The organism is Biomaibacter sp. TOL (genome assembly GCF_059717795.1).
Map to the genome: position 1 here is coordinate 2199128 of NZ_AP046092.1, position 18882 is coordinate 2218009.

Genomic DNA, 18882 nt, shown 5'->3' on the forward strand with positions numbered 1-18882 from the left:
GGAACCGTCCCCTGACTCACTCCTGAAAATAAAATATTGATGCCGGCCTGCGAATAGAATATAATAAATGGCAGAGCGATAACAAAGAAAGGCGGATATTTTGTTGACTGAGAAGAAAAACTCCTTTTTAAAAGGCGCATTGATTTTAACCGTTGCCGGGTTTGTTGTAAAATTACTGGGGGCGGTTTACAGGATTCCTCTGGCATTGATGATAAGGGATGAGGGTATGGGCCTATATCAGATGGCCTATCCCATTTATGTTACCCTTCTTTCGATTTCCACAGCAGGACTTCCCACTGCCATATCCAAGATGGTCGCCGAGGATGTGGCTACCGGACGCTATAAAAACGCTTACAGGGTTTTCAGAGTATCGGTGTTGGTGCTTTCTTCTGTGGGCCTTATTTTAACCCTGGTGTTGATAACCGGAGCCGATATGCTTTCGGTAAGGATTCTAGGCAATCCTAAGGCCTTTTATCCCATCATAAGCATAGCTCCGGCAATTTTCTTCGTTTCCATTATGTCAAGCTTCAGGGGGTTTTTCCAGGGGCTGCAGGATATGACTCCCTCGGCTGTGTCCCAGGTTGTGGAACAGCTTGGCAGAGTTGTTGCGGTTTTTGTGCTGGCCACATGGCTTCTTCCCAGGGGAGTGGAATATGCTGCGGCGGGCGCGGCCTTCGGCCCGGTGGTCGGAGCCCTGGCTGGATTGGGGATACTGCTGGTAGTTTATATTAAAAGAAAAAATGAAATTCTGGCCAATATACATAAAGATCCGACAAGAGCACTGGAAAATCCCTTTCACATAATTTACAGGCTTTTTGCCTTTGCCGTTCCCATAACCCTGGGAGGTCTCATTATACCAATCATGAACCTGGCGGATGCAGCCATAGTCAACAGGCGTCTGCAGTTTGCCGGGTTTACCGTAAAAAGGGCCACGGAACTATACGGCCAGTTGACAGGCATGGCGGCGCCGCTCATAAATCTTCCGGCTATTGTCACCATTGCCCTTTCAGCCAGCCTGGTGCCAGCAATCTCCGAAGCCATGGCGTTGAAAAACATGCGCCTTGCGGCTTTACGGGCCGAGACCGGAGTGAGGATAAGCATAATCTTCGGCCTCCCGGCGGCGGTGGGTATGTTTGTGCTGGCTACCCCCATATCGGTTTTATTGTACAGAAATCCCGATGCGGGAGTCCCGCTGGCGGTGCTTTCATGGGGTGTCATTTTCCTTTCATTGAACCAGACCACTACCGGCATACTGCAGGGAGCAGGAAAGACGCTTATTCCCGTCAGAAACCTAATGATAGGAGCTTTTGCCAAGGTAGTAATAAATTATGTGCTTACGGGGATTCCTTTTATCAACATAAAAGGGGCTGCTCTGGGAACGGTCGCGGGCTACATGATTTCATCGCTTCTGAATTTTAGAGCCGTAATAAGATGGACCGGCCTTGTGATAGATATAAATTACATGATAATAAAACCGGTGATGGCAACAATATTAATGGGAATCAGCGTTCTTTTCACTCATGGGGAGCTTGTAAACCTGGGACTTGGCCGGAACATGGCTACCCTGGCTGCTGTGATTTCCGGTGCCGTAGTTTATGTTATTTTTTTGATTATCATAGGCGGAGTGAGAAGAGACGACCTGGAGATGTTTCCCGGCGGCAGACGCATAATTGCGGTTTTTAATAAATTTGGAGCTTTCAGGAGGTAATAGAATTGTCAAGATATACAATACAGGACCTGATAGATATCATGGCCAGATTAAGGGGAGAAGAAGGCTGCCCCTGGGATAAGGCCCAGACCCATGAGTCCTTAAAACCCTTTGTGATTGAAGAGGCCTATGAGGTAATTGATGCCATTGACAGAAACAATAAAGAAGATCTCATAGAAGAACTGGGCGACCTGCTGCTTCAGATCGTTTTTCACTGCCGCCTCGCTCAGGAGCGGGGGGAATTCGATATGGGAGATGTCATAGACGGCATATGCGACAAGATGATCCGCCGGCATCCCCACATTTTCGGGGATGTAAAGGTGAAAAACGCCGGCGAGGTTTTGAGAAACTGGGAGGACATAAAACGGGAAGAAAAGGATATGAAATCCCAGGCCCAGGGTATGGAAAGCCTGCCTAAAACCCTGCCTGCCCTGATGCTGGCTTTCAAGGTACAGGAAAAGGCGGCCCGGGTGGGGTTCGACTGGGATGATGTAAAAGACGCCATGAAAAAGGTCGCCGAAGAAATGGACGAGTTGAAAGAGGTATATAAAGGTAAAAATGGTGATAAAATAAAAGAAGAAATGGGAGACCTGCTGTTTGCAGCCGTGAATGTGGCTAGGTTTCTTGATGTCAATCCCGAGCTGGCTCTCAGGGATGCCACAAGGAAATTTATACGCAGATTTAATTATGTCGAACAGGCTGCGGCAAAATCAGACAGGAATTTACAGGAAATGACTCTGGAAGAAATGGATAATTTATGGGAGCAGGGGAAAAAATATGAAAAAAAGTTTTAAATTTCCTCTGTACAAGAAGGATTTTCTGATTTAATGGAGAATAGTCTTATAGTAAAATTCAACAAGGAGGGGAATTTAGTGAACAAAGCTGATCTCATATCAATTATGGCGGAAAAAAGCGGTTTGACCAAAAAAGACTCCGAAAAAGCATTGAATGCTTTTGTCGAAGCAGTGGAGGAAGCTCTCGCAAAGAGGGACAAGGTTCAGTTGGTAGGCTTCGGCACTTTTGAAGTAAGAGAAAGAAGCGCGAGAAAAGGCCGCAATCCTCAGACAGGTGAGGAAATCGATATTCCCGCCGCCAGTATGCCGGCGTTCAAAGCAGGCAAAGCTTTGAAAGACAGTATTAATAAGTAAAAAATTTGGAGATTTTTGGGACAGGTCTAAAAGACCTGTTTTTTTTTATTTATTCGACTTTGTTTTACACGGAATTTTTTATGTAAGAGTATCTAATAATAAAGGTAGAAACATTCTTCTGTTCTCCAGCTTCTGAAACGCAGTCGCCAGGACGTTACATAGGTCAGGAGTGACTTTACAATCAAAATAGAAAAGGGAGGATTTTTTACTGTGAAAAATCGTTACCGGTATATAACTTTGATATTGTCATTATTGATATTGATGACTATGATGGCCGGTTGTGCAGGGCTTCGAAAAGGTCCTGCAAGGAAACCCGCACTGCCGAAAATTCCGGATCGAGTAAGCCGCGGGGCAGGAGTGGAACCCAGCCTTACGGTATATGACATACAGACTAAAACCACGAAGAAAATGGGGCTTGAGGACTATGTGGCCGGCGTGGTGGCAGGAGAAATGGAAAATTACTGGCCTGTGGAAGCCCTGGCGGCTCAGGCCATTCTGGCGCGCACTTATGTTCTGGAATTTATCGCAGACAAAGGCGGCTCCAAATATGGCAATGCCGACATATCTACCGATTTCGAGGAAGCTCAGGCCTGGAATCCGGGCAATATAAACGAAAACATCAAAAAGGCTGTCTCCATGACAAGAGGCAAGGTGGCGACATATAAGGGTAAATACATCAAGGCATGGTTTCATTCCCACAGCGGCGGGATGACAGCCACAGCAAAAGAAGGACTGAATTTCAAGGAAGCCGAACCGCCGTATATTAAGGTGGTAAAATCTCCGGATACCGATGTGGGTCCCGAGGGTAAGAAGACCTGGTCTGCTGATTATACAAAGAGCGAACTCGCTTCGATAATAAAGAGCAAAATGGGCCAGGATACGGGTCCTATTGACAGTGTAGCTATAGTTGCAAGGGGGCCTTCGGGCAGGGCCACTCAGATAAAAATAGGCAATGCCACGGTCAATGCTCCGGACCTTCGGATAGCCCTGGGCAGCTTGAAAATGCGTTCCACTCTGCTCACAAGCCTGCGCATAGAAGATGATAAGATTTTGATGGCGGGAAAGGGATTCGGCCACGGCGTGGGGCTTTCCCAGTGGGGCGCCAATGTCATGGCAAAACAGGGCAAATCTCCGGAAGACATCATCAAGTATTATTTTAAAAACGTTGACGTGGTGAAACTTTGGAAATAGTTTATGAAGGCATGATGACACATGGCGGGGGAAACCTTCAGGCATTTTTGTTCAACATTTTTCGCAGCATAATCTGTTTTCTGAAAATCTGTCTAAACAATTTATCCCTTGTACTTTCTCCTATATTTATAAAGATATATTTATAATGTGAGGAAGTGGCGGATGCGGAATAACTATAAGCAATTCGGCCGTTTAAAGTCAAAACCTCGCCGTCGTCAAACGGCAACCTCATTTTTACCATACTGGATGTGCTGAAAGAGTGGGAGCTGTCGCAGACAAACAGTAAATAATCGGCCGACAATCTCACAACCTTGACCTCGATGTCTTTTTCTAATTCTGCTTGCAAATGGAATATCGTTGCCCTTCAATCCATAAGGATAACCGGTGCCATCATATTTTTCATGATGGCACCGAATCCATAATGAAATATCAGGATATATGTCTCCAATCAATTCTTTAACAATGATATAACTGTATTCCACATGGTGTTTGACCTCTTCATATTCTTCTTCCGTAAGAGGTCCTTCTTTATTTATAATACTGTTTTTTATCCTTACTTTTCCTATGTCGTGGAATAAAGCCGCATAGTAAAGTTTTACAAAGTCATCTGTTCGGAAATTCAACTTTTTGGCTATTTCAATGGTCCAGAATGCAACATTTATAGAATGCAGTTTCATAGACGGCTGATTTAATTTAATATTATCCTCAATAATCATCAGAAGTTTCAAAATCCGCTCGACTTTTGAGATTTGATTGTATTTCGCAAGTGCGTATGAATATATTTCATAAATATTGAAACCGAGCAAAAATGATGTTAATACGTCCTGCATATTCGAATTGTTTTGATTAAAACCGCAATATATACAGACGGTAATATTCTCATCTATATATATTTTTATGGGTATGCATAATTCCTCAACGACGTTTTCCTTCATTGCAACAATGGCATCATTTTCTTCTATACGATGATGAACGGGTCTTGAATTCTCGCATGCCAGAGACACCACATTATTACCGTTTAATATGCTGAACATATAACAACAATCTTCACGTTTATCTACTTTTTCAATACAATACATTTTGTTTTTATCTATAAGAAAAATAACGAGGCAGTTTATGCCATGTTTTCTTTTATAATCCATGAGCCTCTGCATCAATAAACTGAAATTTCCATTGACATCATCAAAAAATGCAATCATAATGTCGCCTCCAATATATAAAATGGACGGCCGGTTTTATGAACAAAATATATAATAATTCTCAAATTATAATTTCTCCTACTTTTTTACTAATATTTTCGACAAAAAGATCAAATTTCCTTCAAAATAAAGACGCAAGATTAAAAGAATATTTTCACTATTTGAGGATATTGAACCTTTCGGCCATGAAAAACAAAAATAGCAGCCCTCTTTATGAGAGGGGCTTGTTTTTTAATTCCGCCGTTCATACCCAAAAATCCGCCAGTTGTACCGGAAAAACCGCCAGTTGTTCCAACCCGGCAGGAAACGACAAAAAAATGTAGAAAGGATATAGAAAGTTTTGTAAAGATTAAAGGGAGTGAAAACATGTTTCCCATACCCTGGTACGTGGCGGCTTTTGTATCGGTGCCTGAAGCTTTTTTGATTCTGGCTATCGCTATGAGAATGATGGAAATAGAAAAGACGGACTATAAAAAAATTTATTTGATTTCGGTGATCCAGGGAGTCATCACTCTTGTAATAAGAAGGATATCTATGGGGGTATCTCAGTATTTTTTATCAAGTTTCCATACGGTGATACTCATAACCACGCTGGTATTGATGTGCAGTTTTTTTTGCGGGGTTAAGCTCCAGCGATGCTTTATACCCATATTTGTGGTGACAGTCATTTATGGTTTTATCCAGTACATCGTAGTTTTGAGTGTCATAAACTGGCTTAAAATCCCCATTTTTATACTGGAGGAAAAGCCATGGCTGGATGTGGCGTTATTCTTTCTGGTGGCGGGGTTAACCGTATTAATTTTTTATTTATTTAAGCGTTTGAATATGTTTGAAGGATTATAACATTAAATACTTCATATATAAATGACGCAGGAGGAATCGCTATGCTTCAAAAATGTTCTCGAACACTGTCAAAGTTAATTGTTCTGGGAGCCGCTTCGGACGGATACAATCCGGAAGTTATAGAATACGGTCTTGTGATTATTTTAGGCACCCTTCTTAAATTTGCATCTATCGTCATCATATCTTTTATCCTGAACACATTTGCCGAAACCATAATAAGCCTTGCGGTCTATGTACTCATCCGCCATTTTGCGGGGGGAGCTCACTTAAAAACGTACGGCATGTGTTTTATTACTGGTGTCCTTATGTTTTCCATAAACGGCCTTGTTGCAAAGCACGCGGCTATACCGCTCAATGTGCTGATTTTAATAACGGATATGGTTCTCATGATTGGCCTTTTCATTACATTGAATTGGGTTCCCGCCGGGACGGAGAAAAAGATTATCCGCGATGGCCGGATAAGGCAGCGCCTTCAGTGCATCACCATGATTTTGCTGGGAGTTCTGGGCATGGTTGCCAATGTGCTCTTTTTTGCCGGGCAAAGAACATATCTCATGGCTCTTTTTCTGGGGGCTCTAGAGGAACTTTTTTTCGTAACTCCCGCAGGATACAGCCTGCTGAATGCTCATTTTGTCGGGGATGAAAATCATGCTGGAGAGGATGGGTATCATGGCGAGCATTCTGATATGCGAGGATGATAAAAGTACCCTGGGAATGTTTTGCAAACTTCTGGAGGCAAATCCTCTTATAGATGAAATATATAGGACCAGTACCGGCCGTGAAGCTGTGCGGATAATAAAGGAAAAATCTCCCGACATCCTAATTCTCGACATAGATTTGCCCGATATAGACGGTATCCAGGTGGCAAAGATTGCCTGCGATCTGAATCCGGAAGTTGCCATAGCCTTTGTCACCGGATACCCCGATTTTGCAGCCGAATCCTTTGCGGTGCACCCTTACGATTACATCATAAAACCCATAGATGTGGAGAGATTTCAGGATACAGTAAATAAAATGGTTGTAAAGCTGGAATGCGATACATTGAGAAACAAGCTCAAATTGACCGGAAAGTTTCCCCTTAGGACAGAGGACGGCATAATGTTTCTAAACTTGGATGACGTAATTTTTGTAGAAAAAAATGGCAAAGAAACCGTCATACATACAACAAATGGAATGCATAAGTGCAATTATAGCCTGAAAGACCTGGAAATTAATCTCAATGAAAGATTTTATAGAGTTCATAAGTCATATATTGTAAATGTTACTATGATAGACATGATACAAAACATGGGCGAATCTTATATTATAACATTTCATAATTATGACAAGACCGTTTTAATGAGCAAAAATAGATTCCAGTTTTTAAAAGACAAATTTATATAAAAAAGCTTTCATTGATATAATCAATTGACAGGCGGGATAATGGTGAAAGTATTCAACAAAACTCCGATAATTATATTTGCATTTACAGTGCAGATGTTCTTTATACTCATATTAAATCAGTGGATGGTTGCCTCCGACCGGCAGCTTTATATGAGAAATCTGCCCTTCTTTATCATCTATCTCCTGGCTTCGCTGGTGCTTTATTTCTATATCATCAAAACCACCGAGAGTTTTACCAGAAAGGAGATTGAATATAAGTCTATTAAAGCTCATTTGAAAGAGATAGAAGAATTGCTGAATACATTAAACGGCCAGAGGCACCAGCATTCAAAACATATACAGACTATTCAAGCCCTGCTTTATACCGAAGAATATGATGAACTCAAAGAATATATAAACGGCATAGCCGGAGAATACAGGGCTGCCACTGAAATGTTGAGGCTGGGGAACATGGCTCTAAATGCGGTGGTAAATATAAAAAGAGAACTTATGGCGAGAAATAACATAGTTTTCAGAGCCGAAGTCTTAGCAAAAGTAAATTATACCGGCATTAGTTCCTGGGATCTGAGCACGGTTATCGGCAACATCCTGGACAATGCCATAGAAGCTGTGCTGGAGAAGCCGGATGACCGGCGGATATATTTTGAAACGGATTATAAAAAGGGATATTTCATATTTAAAATATCAAACAATGGCCCTCAAATAGATGAAAATGATCTGGGCAAAATCTTTCAGCCGGGGTACAGTACAAAAGAGCTTGAAACGCGGGGATACGGACTCTATGTGGCAAAAAAGATATTGGATAAATGCGGCGGCTGGATTGAAGTGCGGTCGGATGAAGGTTTGACCACATTCATTGTAAATTTGCCGGGAAGCAGGGAAGGATCGATGATATATCCCTGACAGAACCGGCTTTTTTTATTATAAGTCTATTTTTTCATAAATAAGCAGCCTTTCGAATATATTTTTAAAAAGATACTGTTGGTCGTACAATAGAGATCTTGTAATGTTTTTTGTAAAACTAACCATATTAAATCAAATTGAAAGGAGGGCTTTATTTATGGAAGACAAATCCGCAAAGCAGCACAAGGTCATCCTGACAGACAGACAGATGCTGGATGTGAGCGGGATAATAAATGTGGAAAAATTCACCGATGATAATGTGGTCCTGGAGACAGAGCAGGGCATGCTGGATATTAAGGGGGAAAAAATGCATATGAAACAACTCAATCTGGACGGAGGCATGATAATTGTGGAAGGCCTTATAAAATCTCTGACTTATTCCGAGGGCACGTCTTCAAAAGACAAGGGAAAAGGGTTTTTGAGGAATATCTTTAAATAAGAAATTAAGCGGATTTTTCCGATCAAATTTTTCCCGGAAGGAGTTGAGAGCTTGGATTTTTATGAGAACAGCGAGCAGGCGGCTCTGCTGGCTGCCGCTCTTATGCTCGGATTTTTTGCGGGTTTGCTTTTCGACGTCTACCGCCGCATCAGGAACCTCATAGCTCCAGGCCCTATACTCACGGCATTGGGAGATCTTGCCTTCTGGGGAATCATGACGGTGGTGACTTTTTTTTCTCTGTTCAGGTTGAACTCCGGAGAAGTCCGCGGCTACCTTTTCTTAGGTTTGGGTCTTGGCCTCCTGTTTTACTTATCCTTTATAAGCAGACATGTTATTGCGCTTTTATTATTTTTTGATATCTTGACAAGAAGAAACATAAATAGATTTCTGCGCTCTCTGGGCCGGTTAAAAAAGCTTGCGATTTTTACCCTTCCGGCAAGAATATATATGGACGCCGGGAGAATATTTTTTAAAATAAAGCATAAAAGATAGCAGGATTTTTCTGGAGTAAGTCGAATCATTATACCTATAGATATAATCAAAAAGGAGACAGGGAGGCTTGTCCGGTGGCTTCGAAGAAAAGGTTAAGAGTCCGCCACCTCATCATAATATTTTTCCTGGTTTACGTAGTTTACACACTGGTGGTGCAGCAGCTAAAAATGATGGACCTGGCCCGCCAGGAGGCCGAGCTCAGACGGCAGTTCGAAGCGGCCATGCAGCAGAGGGAGCAGCTAAAAAAGCAGATACAGCTTCTTCATACCGACAGTTACATAGAAATGATGGCAAGGGATAAACTCGGGCTTGTCAAGCCGGATGAATACATATATAAAAGTGGCAAATCGTCACCGTAGGCCGTTATTGACGAAAGTGTAAAGGTGAAGTATAATTATCGTATTGAAGGAAAATCTAAAGGAGGAGTTCTTTAAGTATGCCTGTTGAGGTAGGCCAGATAGTGGAAGGGAAGATTACGGGTATCACAAAGTTCGGTGCATTCGTTGAGCTTCCGGGCGGGGTGACGGGGCTGGTTCATATTTCAGAAGTTGCTGACAGTTTTGTAAAGGATGTCAATGACTTTTTGAAAGAGAACGACAAGGTAAAGGTTAAGGTCATCGGGATTTCCCAGGATGGCAAAGTAAGCCTATCCATCCGAAAGCTGAACGAAAGCTCCCGTGACAGAAGATCAAAAGATAAGGACAGCCTCAGCTTTGAGGATAAGCTGGCCAAGTTCATGAAGGATAGCGAGGAAAGACTTCTGGATATCAGAAAAAGCCACGAAGCCAAAAGGGGTTCCTATGGGAGGAAGAGAGCGCTTTACTAGCAATTATATTTTTATATAATATTAATAATTAAATTATAATTATACCAGTTATGAAATCTATCCGGGGGAAATCCCGGATTTTTCAGTTTTTGAATCAGTGAGTCAGGGGACGGTTCTCTGACTCAATTTTGAGTCAGAGAACCGTCCCCTGACTCACTATCGACGGAGGGATTTTACGACATGAAAATTGCGGTTATTGACATGGGATCCAATTCCATCAGGCTGCTTGTGGCAGAATATATTGCAAAAAAAGTTGTGGCGCTGGAGAGAAGGCTTATTACCACCCGACTGGGCAGGGGAGCGGTGGAAAAAGGCATGCTGGATGAAACCTCGATGCATGACACGCTTGCTGCGCTGGAGTTTTTTAAAAAAAGGGCGCAGGACAATAAGTGCGAAAAAATACTGGCTTTTGCCACCAGCGCAGTGAGGGAGGCCGTGAACGGGATGGATTTTCTACATATTGTAAAAGAAAAGACCGGGATAGATGTCGAGATTATATCCGGAGAAAGGGAGGGCGTTCTTTCTTTTAAAGGCGCAAGAGCGGGGCTGGGCCTTGAAGGGCCGGTGTTGGTGATAGATATCGGTGGAGGCTCAACGGAGCTTTGCCTGGGAGATGACGCAGATTTTGAGAGCGTCAGTCTTCCCGTGGGAGCAGTGCGCTTGACTGAAAAATACCTGCATTCGGATCCGCCTGCCGCCGGCGAGGTCCTGGCTGCGAAGTCTGCCGTGGATGAATTGCTCTCAAATTTTGTGCCCGGTAGGGTTTGCATCATTAAAGACGGGCCTATTACGGCGGTGGGGGTCGGAGGAACCGTCACTACCCTAGCGGCCATCAAGCAGAGCCTTGCCGTGTATGATCCGGCAAAGGTGCACGGTTTTTCCCTGAAGCTGGAAGATGTGGAAGCCGTTTTTGAAACGCTGTGCCGCCTGACTGTAGAAGAAAGGAGAAAAATTCCCGGGCTATCAGCCCGGCGGGCCGACATCATCACTGCGGGCGTGCTTATTTTGCGCCAGATCATGCAAAAATTGGGGATTTCCATGATTAAAGTAAGCGAATCGGATCTGATGGAAGGATATATCATAGAAAGTGTATCTTAAAAAAAATTCTTCTATAAATTTTTATAAAAATCTCGATAGTGTAAAATTTTATTAGGTCAAAAAGCAGGAAAACGGCGGACGTATGTAGAAAAAAATCTCTGGCATTATTGACAAAAACAGGGCATTGTGGTATTATAATAAATTGCATGATTATATGCAAATTTCATGCCACAGGCTCTTTTTTTATCCCTTCTGTATAATTTTCCCTGTTTTAGGAGATAGTATAATAGATATTTCATTCCCAAAATATGCAGAAAAACGGCTTTTAAGCGCGAACTTGATCCTGTGTTTTCAATATAAAAAGGGGTGAGAAAAACTAATGGTTCATCCTGTAAATGTAGGGGAACGCACCCGATGGAGTTATTCCAAAATCGAAGAAGTTATGTCCATGCCCGACCTTATCGAGATCCAGAAAGACTCTTACAGGTGGTTTCTGGAGGAAGGGCTGGCGGAAGTTTTCAAGGATATTTCACCCATAGAGGACTTTACCGGAAATCTCGTGCTGGAGTTCATCGATTACACTTTGGAGAATAATCCCAAATATTCGGTGGATGAATGCCGGGAGAGGGACGCCACCTATGCCGTGCCTCTAAAAGTCAAGGTGAGGCTGATAAACAAGGAAACCGGCGAGGTGAAAGAGCAGGAAGTCTTCATGGGCGATTTTCCTCTTATGACCGAAAACGGCACCTTTATTATCAACGGAGCGGAAAGGGTCATTGTGAGCCAATTGGTCCGCTCGCCAGGAGTGTACTTCGACCGGCAGAGGGATAAGAACGGCAGGGATCTTTTTTCCGGCACCGTCATTCCGAACAGGGGCGCCTGGCTGGAGATGGAGACCGATTCCAACGAGGTCATCTATGTGAGGGTGGACAGGACCAGGAAGGTGCCCATTACCACGCTCCTCAGGGCTCTTGGCTACGGTAGCAACTTACAGATTATGGAGCTTTTGGGCGAGGATGAGAAGATTCTTCGCACCTTTGAGAAAGACAATACCGAAAATCAAAACGATGCCCTTCTGGAAATATATAAAAGGCTGAGGCCCGGGGAACCTCCCACTGTGGAAAATGCCAAATCTTTGCTTGATTCACTTTTTTTTGATCCCAAGAGGTATGACTTGGCCCATGTCGGCCGGTATAAATTCAATAAAAAGTTGAGGCTGAGAAACCGCATAGTGGGCAAAATCAGCGCCGAAAACGTGGAGGACCCAAGGACCGGAGAGATTGTGCTTAAAAAAGGCGAAAAAATTTCCAGGAAAATGGCAGAAACGCTGGAATCATTGAAGATAAAAGAAATAAAGGTCATGGTCATCGAGGACAAAGCGGAGTCCAGGGAGAAAGCCGTAAAAGTTATTTGCAACGGTTATTCCGATAACAGCCATGACGGATTTCCCACTGAAAAACATATCACTGTGGAAGACATTGTCGCGTCTGTAAATTATTTGTTGAATCTTTCCTACGGCATCGGAGAAATTGACGATATAGACCACCTGGGCAACCGCCGCCTGAGATCGGTGGGAGAACTGCTGCAGAACCAGTTCAGGATAGGGCTTGCGCGCATGGAAAGGGTCGTCAAGGAAAGGATGACCATCCAGGATGTGGACACAATCACACCTCAGGGGCTTATCAATATACGGCCCGTAGTGGCGGCCATAAAAGAATTTTTTGGTTCAAGCCAGCTTTCCCAGTTTATGGACCAGACGAATCCTCTGGCGGAACTTACACACAAAAGAAGGCTCAGTGCCCTGGGGCCCGGGGGTCTGTCTCGGGAGAGGGCCGGCTTTGAAGTCCGGGACGTGCACCATTCTCATTATGGCCGCATGTGCCCAATAGAAACACCCGAAGGTCCCAACATCGGGCTCATCGGTTCCCTCAGCACTTACGCCAGGGTAAACCAGTACGGTTTTATCGAGACCCCTTACCGAAAGGTCGACAAGGAGCGAGGGGTTGTTACCAATGAAATAGAGTACTTGACCGCCGATGAAGAGGAAGCCTTTATCATCGCCCAGGCCAACGCTCCGCTGGATGAGGAAGGCAGGTTCATTCAAAAGAGAATTACTGCCCGCCACCGGGAGGAAACCATCGTTGTGCCCGCGGAGGATGTGGACTATATGGACGTTTCCCCGAAGCAGCTGGTTAGTGTGGCCACGGCCATGATCCCCTTCCTGGAGCACGACGACGCCAACAGGGCTTTGATGGGTTCCAACATGCAGCGCCAGGCCGTGCCGCTTTTGGTTACCGAGGCACCTTACGTGGGCACCGGCATTGAATACAAGGCGGCAGTTGACTCGGGCGTAATGATTCTGGCAAGAAACGACGGCGTCGTGGAAAGGGTTACCGGCCGGGAAATAGCGGTAAGAAGAGATATCGATGGCGGCCTGGATGTGTATAAAGTTCATAAATTTATGAGGTCCAACCAGGGAACATGCATAAACCAGAGGCCCATTGTCAAGAAAGGTCAGAGGGTGACCAAAGGTCAACCCATAGCCGACGGCCCATCCACGGACCATGGAGAACTTGCCCTCGGCAGAAATGTGCTGGTGGCATTTATGCCCTGGGAAGGTTACAATTACGAAGACGCCATCCTGCTGTCGGAACGCCTGGTGAAAGACGACGTATTCACATCGATTCATATAGAGCAGTATGAGGCCGAAGCCCGAGATACCAAACTGGGGCCCGAGGAGATCACCCGGGATGTGCCCAACGTGGGCGAGGAGGCCCTGAAGGACCTGGATGAAAGGGGCATCATACGCATAGGAGCGGAAGTCAGGGCCGGAGATATTCTGGTGGGGAAGGTGACGCCCAAAGGAGAGACCGAACTTACCGCCGAGGAAAGACTGCTCAGAGCCATATTCGGCGAGAAGGCCCGGGAGGTGCGGGACACTTCGCTCAGGGTGCCTCACGGTGAATACGGCATTATTGTGGACGTCAAAGTTTTTACCCGGGAAAATGGAGATGAGCTACCCCCTGGAGTAAATGAGATGGTCAGAGTATACATTGCCCAGAAGAGAAAAATATCCGAGGGCGACAAGATGGCGGGACGGCACGGGAACAAGGGTGTCATCTCCAGGATACTTCCCGTGGAAGATATGCCCTTTTTGCCCGACGGCACTCCCGTCGATATAGTTTTAAACCCTCTGGGCGTGCCTTCCCGTATGAACATTGGCCAGGTGCTGGAAACACACCTGGGATGGGCAGCCAAAGCCCTGGGATGGTACGTGGCTACGCCGGTATTTGACGGCGCCCGGGAGGAAGAAATAATAGAGACTCTCAAGAAAGCGGGACTGCCTGAGGATGGAAAGACCAACCTCAGGGATGGACGCTCGGGCGAATATTTTGACAACAGGGTCACCGTGGGTTACATGTACATGCTTAAATTGGCCCACCTGGTGGACGATAAGATTCACGCCCGTTCAACTGGTCCATACTCCCTCGTTACCCAGCAGCCCCTTGGAGGCAAAGCCCAGTTCGGAGGTCAGAGGTTCGGAGAGATGGAAGTTTGGGCTCTGGAGGCTTACGGTGCAAGCTTTACCCTGCAGGAACTATTGACGGTAAAATCGGACGACGTACTGGGCAGGGTGAAAACCTATGAGGCCATTGTCAAAGGAGAAAATGTTCCAGAACCAGGCATTCCGGAAGCCTTTAAGGTTCTGATCAAAGAGCTTCAATCCCTTTGCCTTGACGTCAAGATTTTGTCGGAAGACGCAAAAGAGATTGAAATCAAAGAGACCGACGATGATGAAGAAGAGGAGCAGCCTCTGGATGTAAACATGGAGGGCATGGAAGACGAAGTACGGTCCGATAGGGATTATGAGGAACCTGAGGAAGGCGAGGAAGATGAGGAGCCCGAAGAGGCGGATGAAGAAGATATCATTTATGATGATTACACCGAGGATGACGACAAAACCGATTATGACGACGATGTGGATTTAAATGACGAGGATTTAGAAAAAGACTTTATCCCCGGCGATAAAGATGAGGACGATACTGACGATTTTTAATGGGCGCTTTGCCTTAATTCTTACCTCGAACTTCGATATCGAAAAATGAAGGGAGAGAAACAGTTGCTGGAACTCAATTTCTTTGATTCCATCAAGATAGGCCTGGCCTCCCCGGAACAGATCCGGGAATGGTCCAAAGGGGAAGTTAAAAAGCCCGAGACAATAAATTACAGGACCTTGAAGCCCGAAAAGCAGGGACTGTTCTGCGAAAGAATCTTCGGGCCGATAAAGGACTGGGAGTGCCATTGCGGCAAGTACAAAAGAGTAAGATACAAGGGTGTTGTGTGCGACCGTTGCGGTGTGGAAGTCACCAAGTCTAAAGTCCGGCGTGAAAGAATGGGCCATATTGAACTGGCGGCTCCTGTTTCCCACATATGGTTTTTAAAAGGTATACCCAGCCGCATAGGTCTCGTTCTTGACATGTCGCCCAGATCCTTGGAAAAAATCATATATTTTGCATCGTATGTCGTCATCGATGCGGGAAATACGCCGCTTGTGAAAAAACAGCTGTTAAATGAAAAAGAATACAGAGAATACCGGGATAAATACGGCAATGCCTTCAGAGCCGGCATGGGCGCTGAAGCGGTAAAAGAGCTCCTGGAGGAAATAGATCTTGAAAAGCTGGCCAAAGAATTGAGAAATGAACTTAAAGATGCAAACGGCCAGAAAAAAGTCAGGATATTGAGGCGCCTGGAAGTGGTGGAGGCCTTCCGGCAATCGGGCAACAGGCCTGAATGGATGATACTGGAAGTTATCCCTGTCATACCGCCGGATCTTCGCCCCATGGTGCAGCTAGACGGCGGCCGCTTTGCCACGTCGGATTTGAACGACCTTTACAGAAGAGTCATCAACAGGAATAACCGTTTGAAGAGGCTTCTGGACCTGGGCGCACCGGACATTATCGTAAGAAATGAAAAGCGTATGCTTCAGGAGGCGGTGGATGCCCTGATTGACAACGGCCGGAGAGGCAGGCCGGTGACAGGCCCTGGCAATCGGCCGCTCAAATCCCTGAGCGATATGCTCAAGGGCAAACAGGGGCGCTTCCGCCAGAATCTTTTAGGAAAGCGTGTGGACTATTCCGGCCGTTCCGTCATAGTGGTGGGCCCCGAACTTAAACTTTATCAGTGCGGCCTTCCGAAAGAAATGGCGCTGGAACTTTTCAAGCCCTTTGTAATGAAAAAGCTGGTGGCGGACGGTTATGCCCATAATATAAAGAGCGCAAAGCGAATGGTGGAAAGGGTAAAACCGGAAGTGTGGGATGTGCTGGAAGATGTCATAAAGGAACATCCGGTTATGCTGAACAGAGCGCCCACGCTGCACAGGCTCGGCATTCAGGCCTTCGAACCGGTTTTGGTGGAAGGCAGGGCCATACAGATTCACCCGCTGGTGTGCACCGCATACAACGCCGACTTCGACGGAGACCAGATGGCGGTCCACCTGCCTCTTTCCGCCGAGGCGCAGGCCGAGGCGAGGCTTTTAATGCTTTCCACAAACAATATATTGAAACCACAGGACGGCAAACCCGTGGTAACTCCCACTCAGGATATGGTCCTGGGTTCTTATTACCTGACCATAGAAAGAGAGGGAGAAAAAGGCGAGGGGAAGTATTTTGCAAGCCCCGAAGAAGCGCTTCTTGCGTATGATATGGGAGAAGTGGGCCTTCATGCCATGATAAATGTGCGCATGACAAGGTTCATAGACGGAAAGAGGCGCACAAAGATAATCAAGACCACGCCCGGCAGGATAATATTTAATGAAGGAATTCCCCAGGACCTGGGATTTGTAGACAGGTCTGTTGAAGACAACATTTTTGAACTGGAGCTCAACACCCTGGTGGACAAAGGGAAACTGGGAGAAATCGTGGACAGATGCTATCGCAAACACGGCACAACGGTTACAGCGGAAGTTCTCGACAGAATAAAGAAAATGGGTTATGATTATGCCACAAAAGCGGGCATCACCATAGGGGTCACCGACATAGAGGTACCCTCGGAAAAGGAGAAGATACTTTCCGAAGCCGATGAAAAGGTCGACCAGGTGGAACTCCTCTACCGCCGCGGCCTAATATCCGATGAGGAAAGATATGAGAAAACCATTGAGATATGGAACGATGCCACCGACCGGGTGACCGAAAGCCTCATGAATTCACTGGACAAATTTAATTCTGTGTATATGATGGCAAACTCCGGTGCCCGCGGCAACAAGCAACAGATAAGGCAGCTGGCCGGAATGCGCGGCCTTATGGCGGACCCATCCGGAAGGATAATCGACCTTCCCATCAAAGCTAATTTCCGGGAAGGGCTCACCGTGCTGGAATACTTCATTTCCACCCACGGCGCCAGGAAAGGTCTTGCAGACACCGCCTTGAGGACCGCCGACTCCGGTTATCTTACCCGCCGCCTGGTGGATGTCAGCCATAATGTCATAGTGAGGGAACACGACTGCGGAACCAGTGAAGGCATTACCGTAAGAGCCATCAAAGACGGCAACGAAGAGATAGAGTCACTGAAAGAGCGCATTGAAGGCCGGTGCGCCCTGGAAGATGTGAGGCACCCCGAGACCGGCGAGGTGCTGGCTCAGGCCAATGAGCTGATAACCGACGAAATGGCCGAAAAAATCATAAAAGCCGGTATTAAAGAAGTAAAAATTCGATCAGTGCTTACCTGCAGGACGCGGCACGGGGTTTGTACCAAGTGTTACGGCAAAAACATGGCCACAGGCAAACTGGTCAACATAGGCGAGGCTGTGGGAATTATCGCAGCCCAGTCCATAGGAGAACCCGGAACTCAGCTCACCATGAGGACATTCCATACCGGCGGCGTGGCGGGCCAGGATATCACCCAGGGTCTCCCCAGGGTGGAGGAACTTTTTGAAGCCAGGAGGCCTAAAGGCCAGGCGATCATATCCGAAGTGGGGGGCACCGTCAAAATCCTGGAGAGCAAGAAAAAGCGCGAAGTGGAAATAACCACCGACACTGGAGAAACCAGAGTATACCAGGTCCCTTACGGCGCCAGGCTCAAAGTTGAAAACGGCATGGTGATAGAGGCCGGTGACGAACTTTGCGAGGGATCGGTGAATCCTCACGACATACTGAAGATAAAAGGCATCCGGGGAGTGCAGATGTACCTGCTGCAGGAAGTGCTCAGGGTCTACAGGCTCCAGGGCGTGGATATAAATGATAAGCACATTGAAATCATTATCCGCCAGATGTTATGTAAAGTCAAGGTTGAAAACCCCGGAGACACAGATCTGCTGCCCGGAGAACTGATAGATGTGTTCGAATTTGAGGACTTGAATCAGAAAGCCATCCAGGAAGGCAAGAGACCGGCTGAGGCAAAAAGGGTGCTCCTGGGCATTACGAAAGCGTCTCTTGCCACAGACTCTTTCCTGTCGGCCGTCTCCTTCCAGGAGACTACCAGGGTTCTGACCGAAGCCGCCATCAAAGGAAAGGTGGACCCGCTGCTGGGGCTCAAGGAAAATGTAATCATCGGAAAGCTGATTCCTGCAGGCACCGGCATGAGCCGCTACAGGAACGTAAAGATATATCCGGAAGACCAGCAGCCGCAGGAGCTGCAAAAGCTCAAGGGCCAGGAGCAACCGTCTGCATTGTAGCAGAAGCCGGATTTCAGATATCGGATAAAGTGGGATTTGCGAA

At 46.0% G+C, this 18882-nt stretch carries 16 protein-coding genes; 15 read left to right on the plus strand and 1 reads right to left on the minus strand.

Going from position 1 to position 18882, the window contains the following annotated elements:
* The first annotated feature begins 103 nt into the window (after window positions 1-103).
* The 4 genes from AC6I1H_RS10845 (at window position 104) to AC6I1H_RS10860 (ending at window position 4047) form a co-directional block, all read left to right on the plus strand.
* On the plus strand, window positions 104-1708 hold the full coding sequence (locus tag AC6I1H_RS10845) for a putative polysaccharide biosynthesis protein (protein WP_497737607.1): 1605 nt from the start codon (window positions 104-106) through the stop codon (window positions 1706-1708).
* 5 nt (window positions 1709-1713) lie between these two features.
* Window positions 1714-2502, plus strand: coding sequence for a nucleoside triphosphate pyrophosphohydrolase (gene mazG, locus AC6I1H_RS10850; RefSeq protein ID WP_497737608.1), 789 nt, complete (start codon window positions 1714-1716; stop codon window positions 2500-2502).
* 78 nt (window positions 2503-2580) lie between these two features.
* Window positions 2581-2856, plus strand: a complete 276-nt coding sequence (locus AC6I1H_RS10855; RefSeq protein WP_120767187.1) for an HU family DNA-binding protein — start codon at window positions 2581-2583, stop codon at window positions 2854-2856.
* A 261-nt stretch (window positions 2857-3117) separates the two neighbouring features.
* Complete coding sequence (locus tag AC6I1H_RS10860; protein ID WP_497740770.1) at window positions 3118-4047, plus strand: SpoIID/LytB domain-containing protein; 930 nt, start codon at window positions 3118-3120, stop codon at window positions 4045-4047.
* A 215-nt stretch (window positions 4048-4262) separates the two neighbouring features.
* On the opposite strand, the gene AC6I1H_RS10865 is transcribed toward AC6I1H_RS10860, so the two are convergent.
* On the minus strand, window positions 4263-5246 hold the full coding sequence (locus AC6I1H_RS10865; RefSeq protein ID WP_497737609.1) for an HD-GYP domain-containing protein: 984 nt from the start codon (window positions 5244-5246) through the stop codon (window positions 4263-4265).
* Between the two features lie 213 nt (window positions 5247-5459).
* Between AC6I1H_RS10865 and AC6I1H_RS10870 the strand changes: the two genes are divergently transcribed.
* From AC6I1H_RS10870 to rpoC, 11 genes are all read left to right on the plus strand, one after another.
* Entirely contained in the window at window positions 5460-6089 is a 630-nt protein-coding gene (locus tag AC6I1H_RS10870) for a hypothetical protein (protein ID WP_497737610.1), read from the plus strand.
* 41 nt (window positions 6090-6130) lie between these two features.
* On the plus strand, window positions 6131-6787 hold the full coding sequence (locus AC6I1H_RS10875; RefSeq protein ID WP_497737611.1) for an accessory gene regulator ArgB-like protein: 657 nt from the start codon (window positions 6131-6133) through the stop codon (window positions 6785-6787).
* Window positions 6738-7472, plus strand: a complete 735-nt coding sequence (locus tag AC6I1H_RS10880) for a LytR/AlgR family response regulator transcription factor (protein WP_497737612.1) — start codon at window positions 6738-6740, stop codon at window positions 7470-7472. The genes AC6I1H_RS10875 and AC6I1H_RS10880 overlap by 50 nt, the downstream gene beginning before the upstream one ends.
* Before the next feature lie 42 nt (window positions 7473-7514).
* On the plus strand, window positions 7515-8375 hold the full coding sequence (locus AC6I1H_RS10885; RefSeq protein WP_497737613.1) for a sensor histidine kinase: 861 nt from the start codon (window positions 7515-7517) through the stop codon (window positions 8373-8375).
* 157 nt (window positions 8376-8532) lie between these two features.
* Window positions 8533-8814, plus strand: coding sequence for a sporulation protein YabP (gene yabP, locus AC6I1H_RS10890; protein ID WP_497737614.1), 282 nt, complete (start codon window positions 8533-8535; stop codon window positions 8812-8814).
* A gap of 51 nt (window positions 8815-8865) precedes the next feature.
* Window positions 8866-9306 carry a spore cortex biosynthesis protein YabQ gene (gene yabQ, locus AC6I1H_RS10895; RefSeq protein ID WP_497737615.1) on the plus strand — a complete coding sequence of 147 codons (441 nt, stop codon included), beginning with the start codon at window positions 8866-8868 and terminating at the stop codon, window positions 9304-9306.
* A gap of 74 nt (window positions 9307-9380) precedes the next feature.
* Window positions 9381-9665 (plus strand): FtsB family cell division protein, encoded by a 285-nt coding sequence (locus AC6I1H_RS10900; RefSeq protein WP_497737616.1) that lies wholly within the window; start codon window positions 9381-9383, stop codon window positions 9663-9665.
* A 77-nt stretch (window positions 9666-9742) separates the two neighbouring features.
* Window positions 9743-10132 carry a S1 RNA-binding domain-containing protein gene (locus tag AC6I1H_RS10905; protein ID WP_497737617.1) on the plus strand — a complete coding sequence of 130 codons (390 nt, stop codon included), beginning with the start codon at window positions 9743-9745 and terminating at the stop codon, window positions 10130-10132.
* A gap of 180 nt (window positions 10133-10312) precedes the next feature.
* Window positions 10313-11230, plus strand: a complete 918-nt coding sequence (locus AC6I1H_RS10910; RefSeq protein ID WP_497737618.1) for a Ppx/GppA phosphatase family protein — start codon at window positions 10313-10315, stop codon at window positions 11228-11230.
* Window positions 11231-11549: 319 nt separating this feature from the next.
* Window positions 11550-15227, plus strand: a complete 3678-nt coding sequence (rpoB, locus tag AC6I1H_RS10915; RefSeq protein ID WP_497737619.1) for a DNA-directed RNA polymerase subunit beta — start codon at window positions 11550-11552, stop codon at window positions 15225-15227.
* Between the two features lie 63 nt (window positions 15228-15290).
* Entirely contained in the window at window positions 15291-18839 is a 3549-nt protein-coding gene (gene rpoC, locus AC6I1H_RS10920; protein ID WP_497737620.1) for a DNA-directed RNA polymerase subunit beta', read from the plus strand.
* Window positions 18840-18882 lie beyond the last annotated feature (43 nt).

Coding starts and splice junctions, on each gene's coding strand:
- AC6I1H_RS10910 (WP_497737618.1), top strand. CDS start 10,313: ATGAAAATTGCGGTTATTGACATGGGATCCAATTCCATCAGGCTGCTT.
- AC6I1H_RS10860 (WP_497740770.1), top strand. CDS start 3,118: ATGACTATGATGGCCGGTTGTGCAGGGCTTCGAAAAGGTCCTGCAAGG.
- rpoB (WP_497737619.1), top strand. CDS start 11,550: ATGGTTCATCCTGTAAATGTAGGGGAACGCACCCGATGGAGTTATTCC.
- AC6I1H_RS10865 (WP_497737609.1), bottom strand. CDS start 5,246: ATGATTGCATTTTTTGATGATGTCAATGGAAATTTCAGTTTATTGATG.
- AC6I1H_RS10880 (WP_497737612.1), top strand. CDS start 6,738: ATGCTGGAGAGGATGGGTATCATGGCGAGCATTCTGATATGCGAGGAT.
- yabP (WP_497737614.1), top strand. CDS start 8,533: ATGGAAGACAAATCCGCAAAGCAGCACAAGGTCATCCTGACAGACAGA.
- AC6I1H_RS10905 (WP_497737617.1), top strand. CDS start 9,743: ATGCCTGTTGAGGTAGGCCAGATAGTGGAAGGGAAGATTACGGGTATC.
- AC6I1H_RS10875 (WP_497737611.1), top strand. CDS start 6,131: ATGCTTCAAAAATGTTCTCGAACACTGTCAAAGTTAATTGTTCTGGGA.
- AC6I1H_RS10870 (WP_497737610.1), top strand. CDS start 5,460: ATGAGAGGGGCTTGTTTTTTAATTCCGCCGTTCATACCCAAAAATCCG.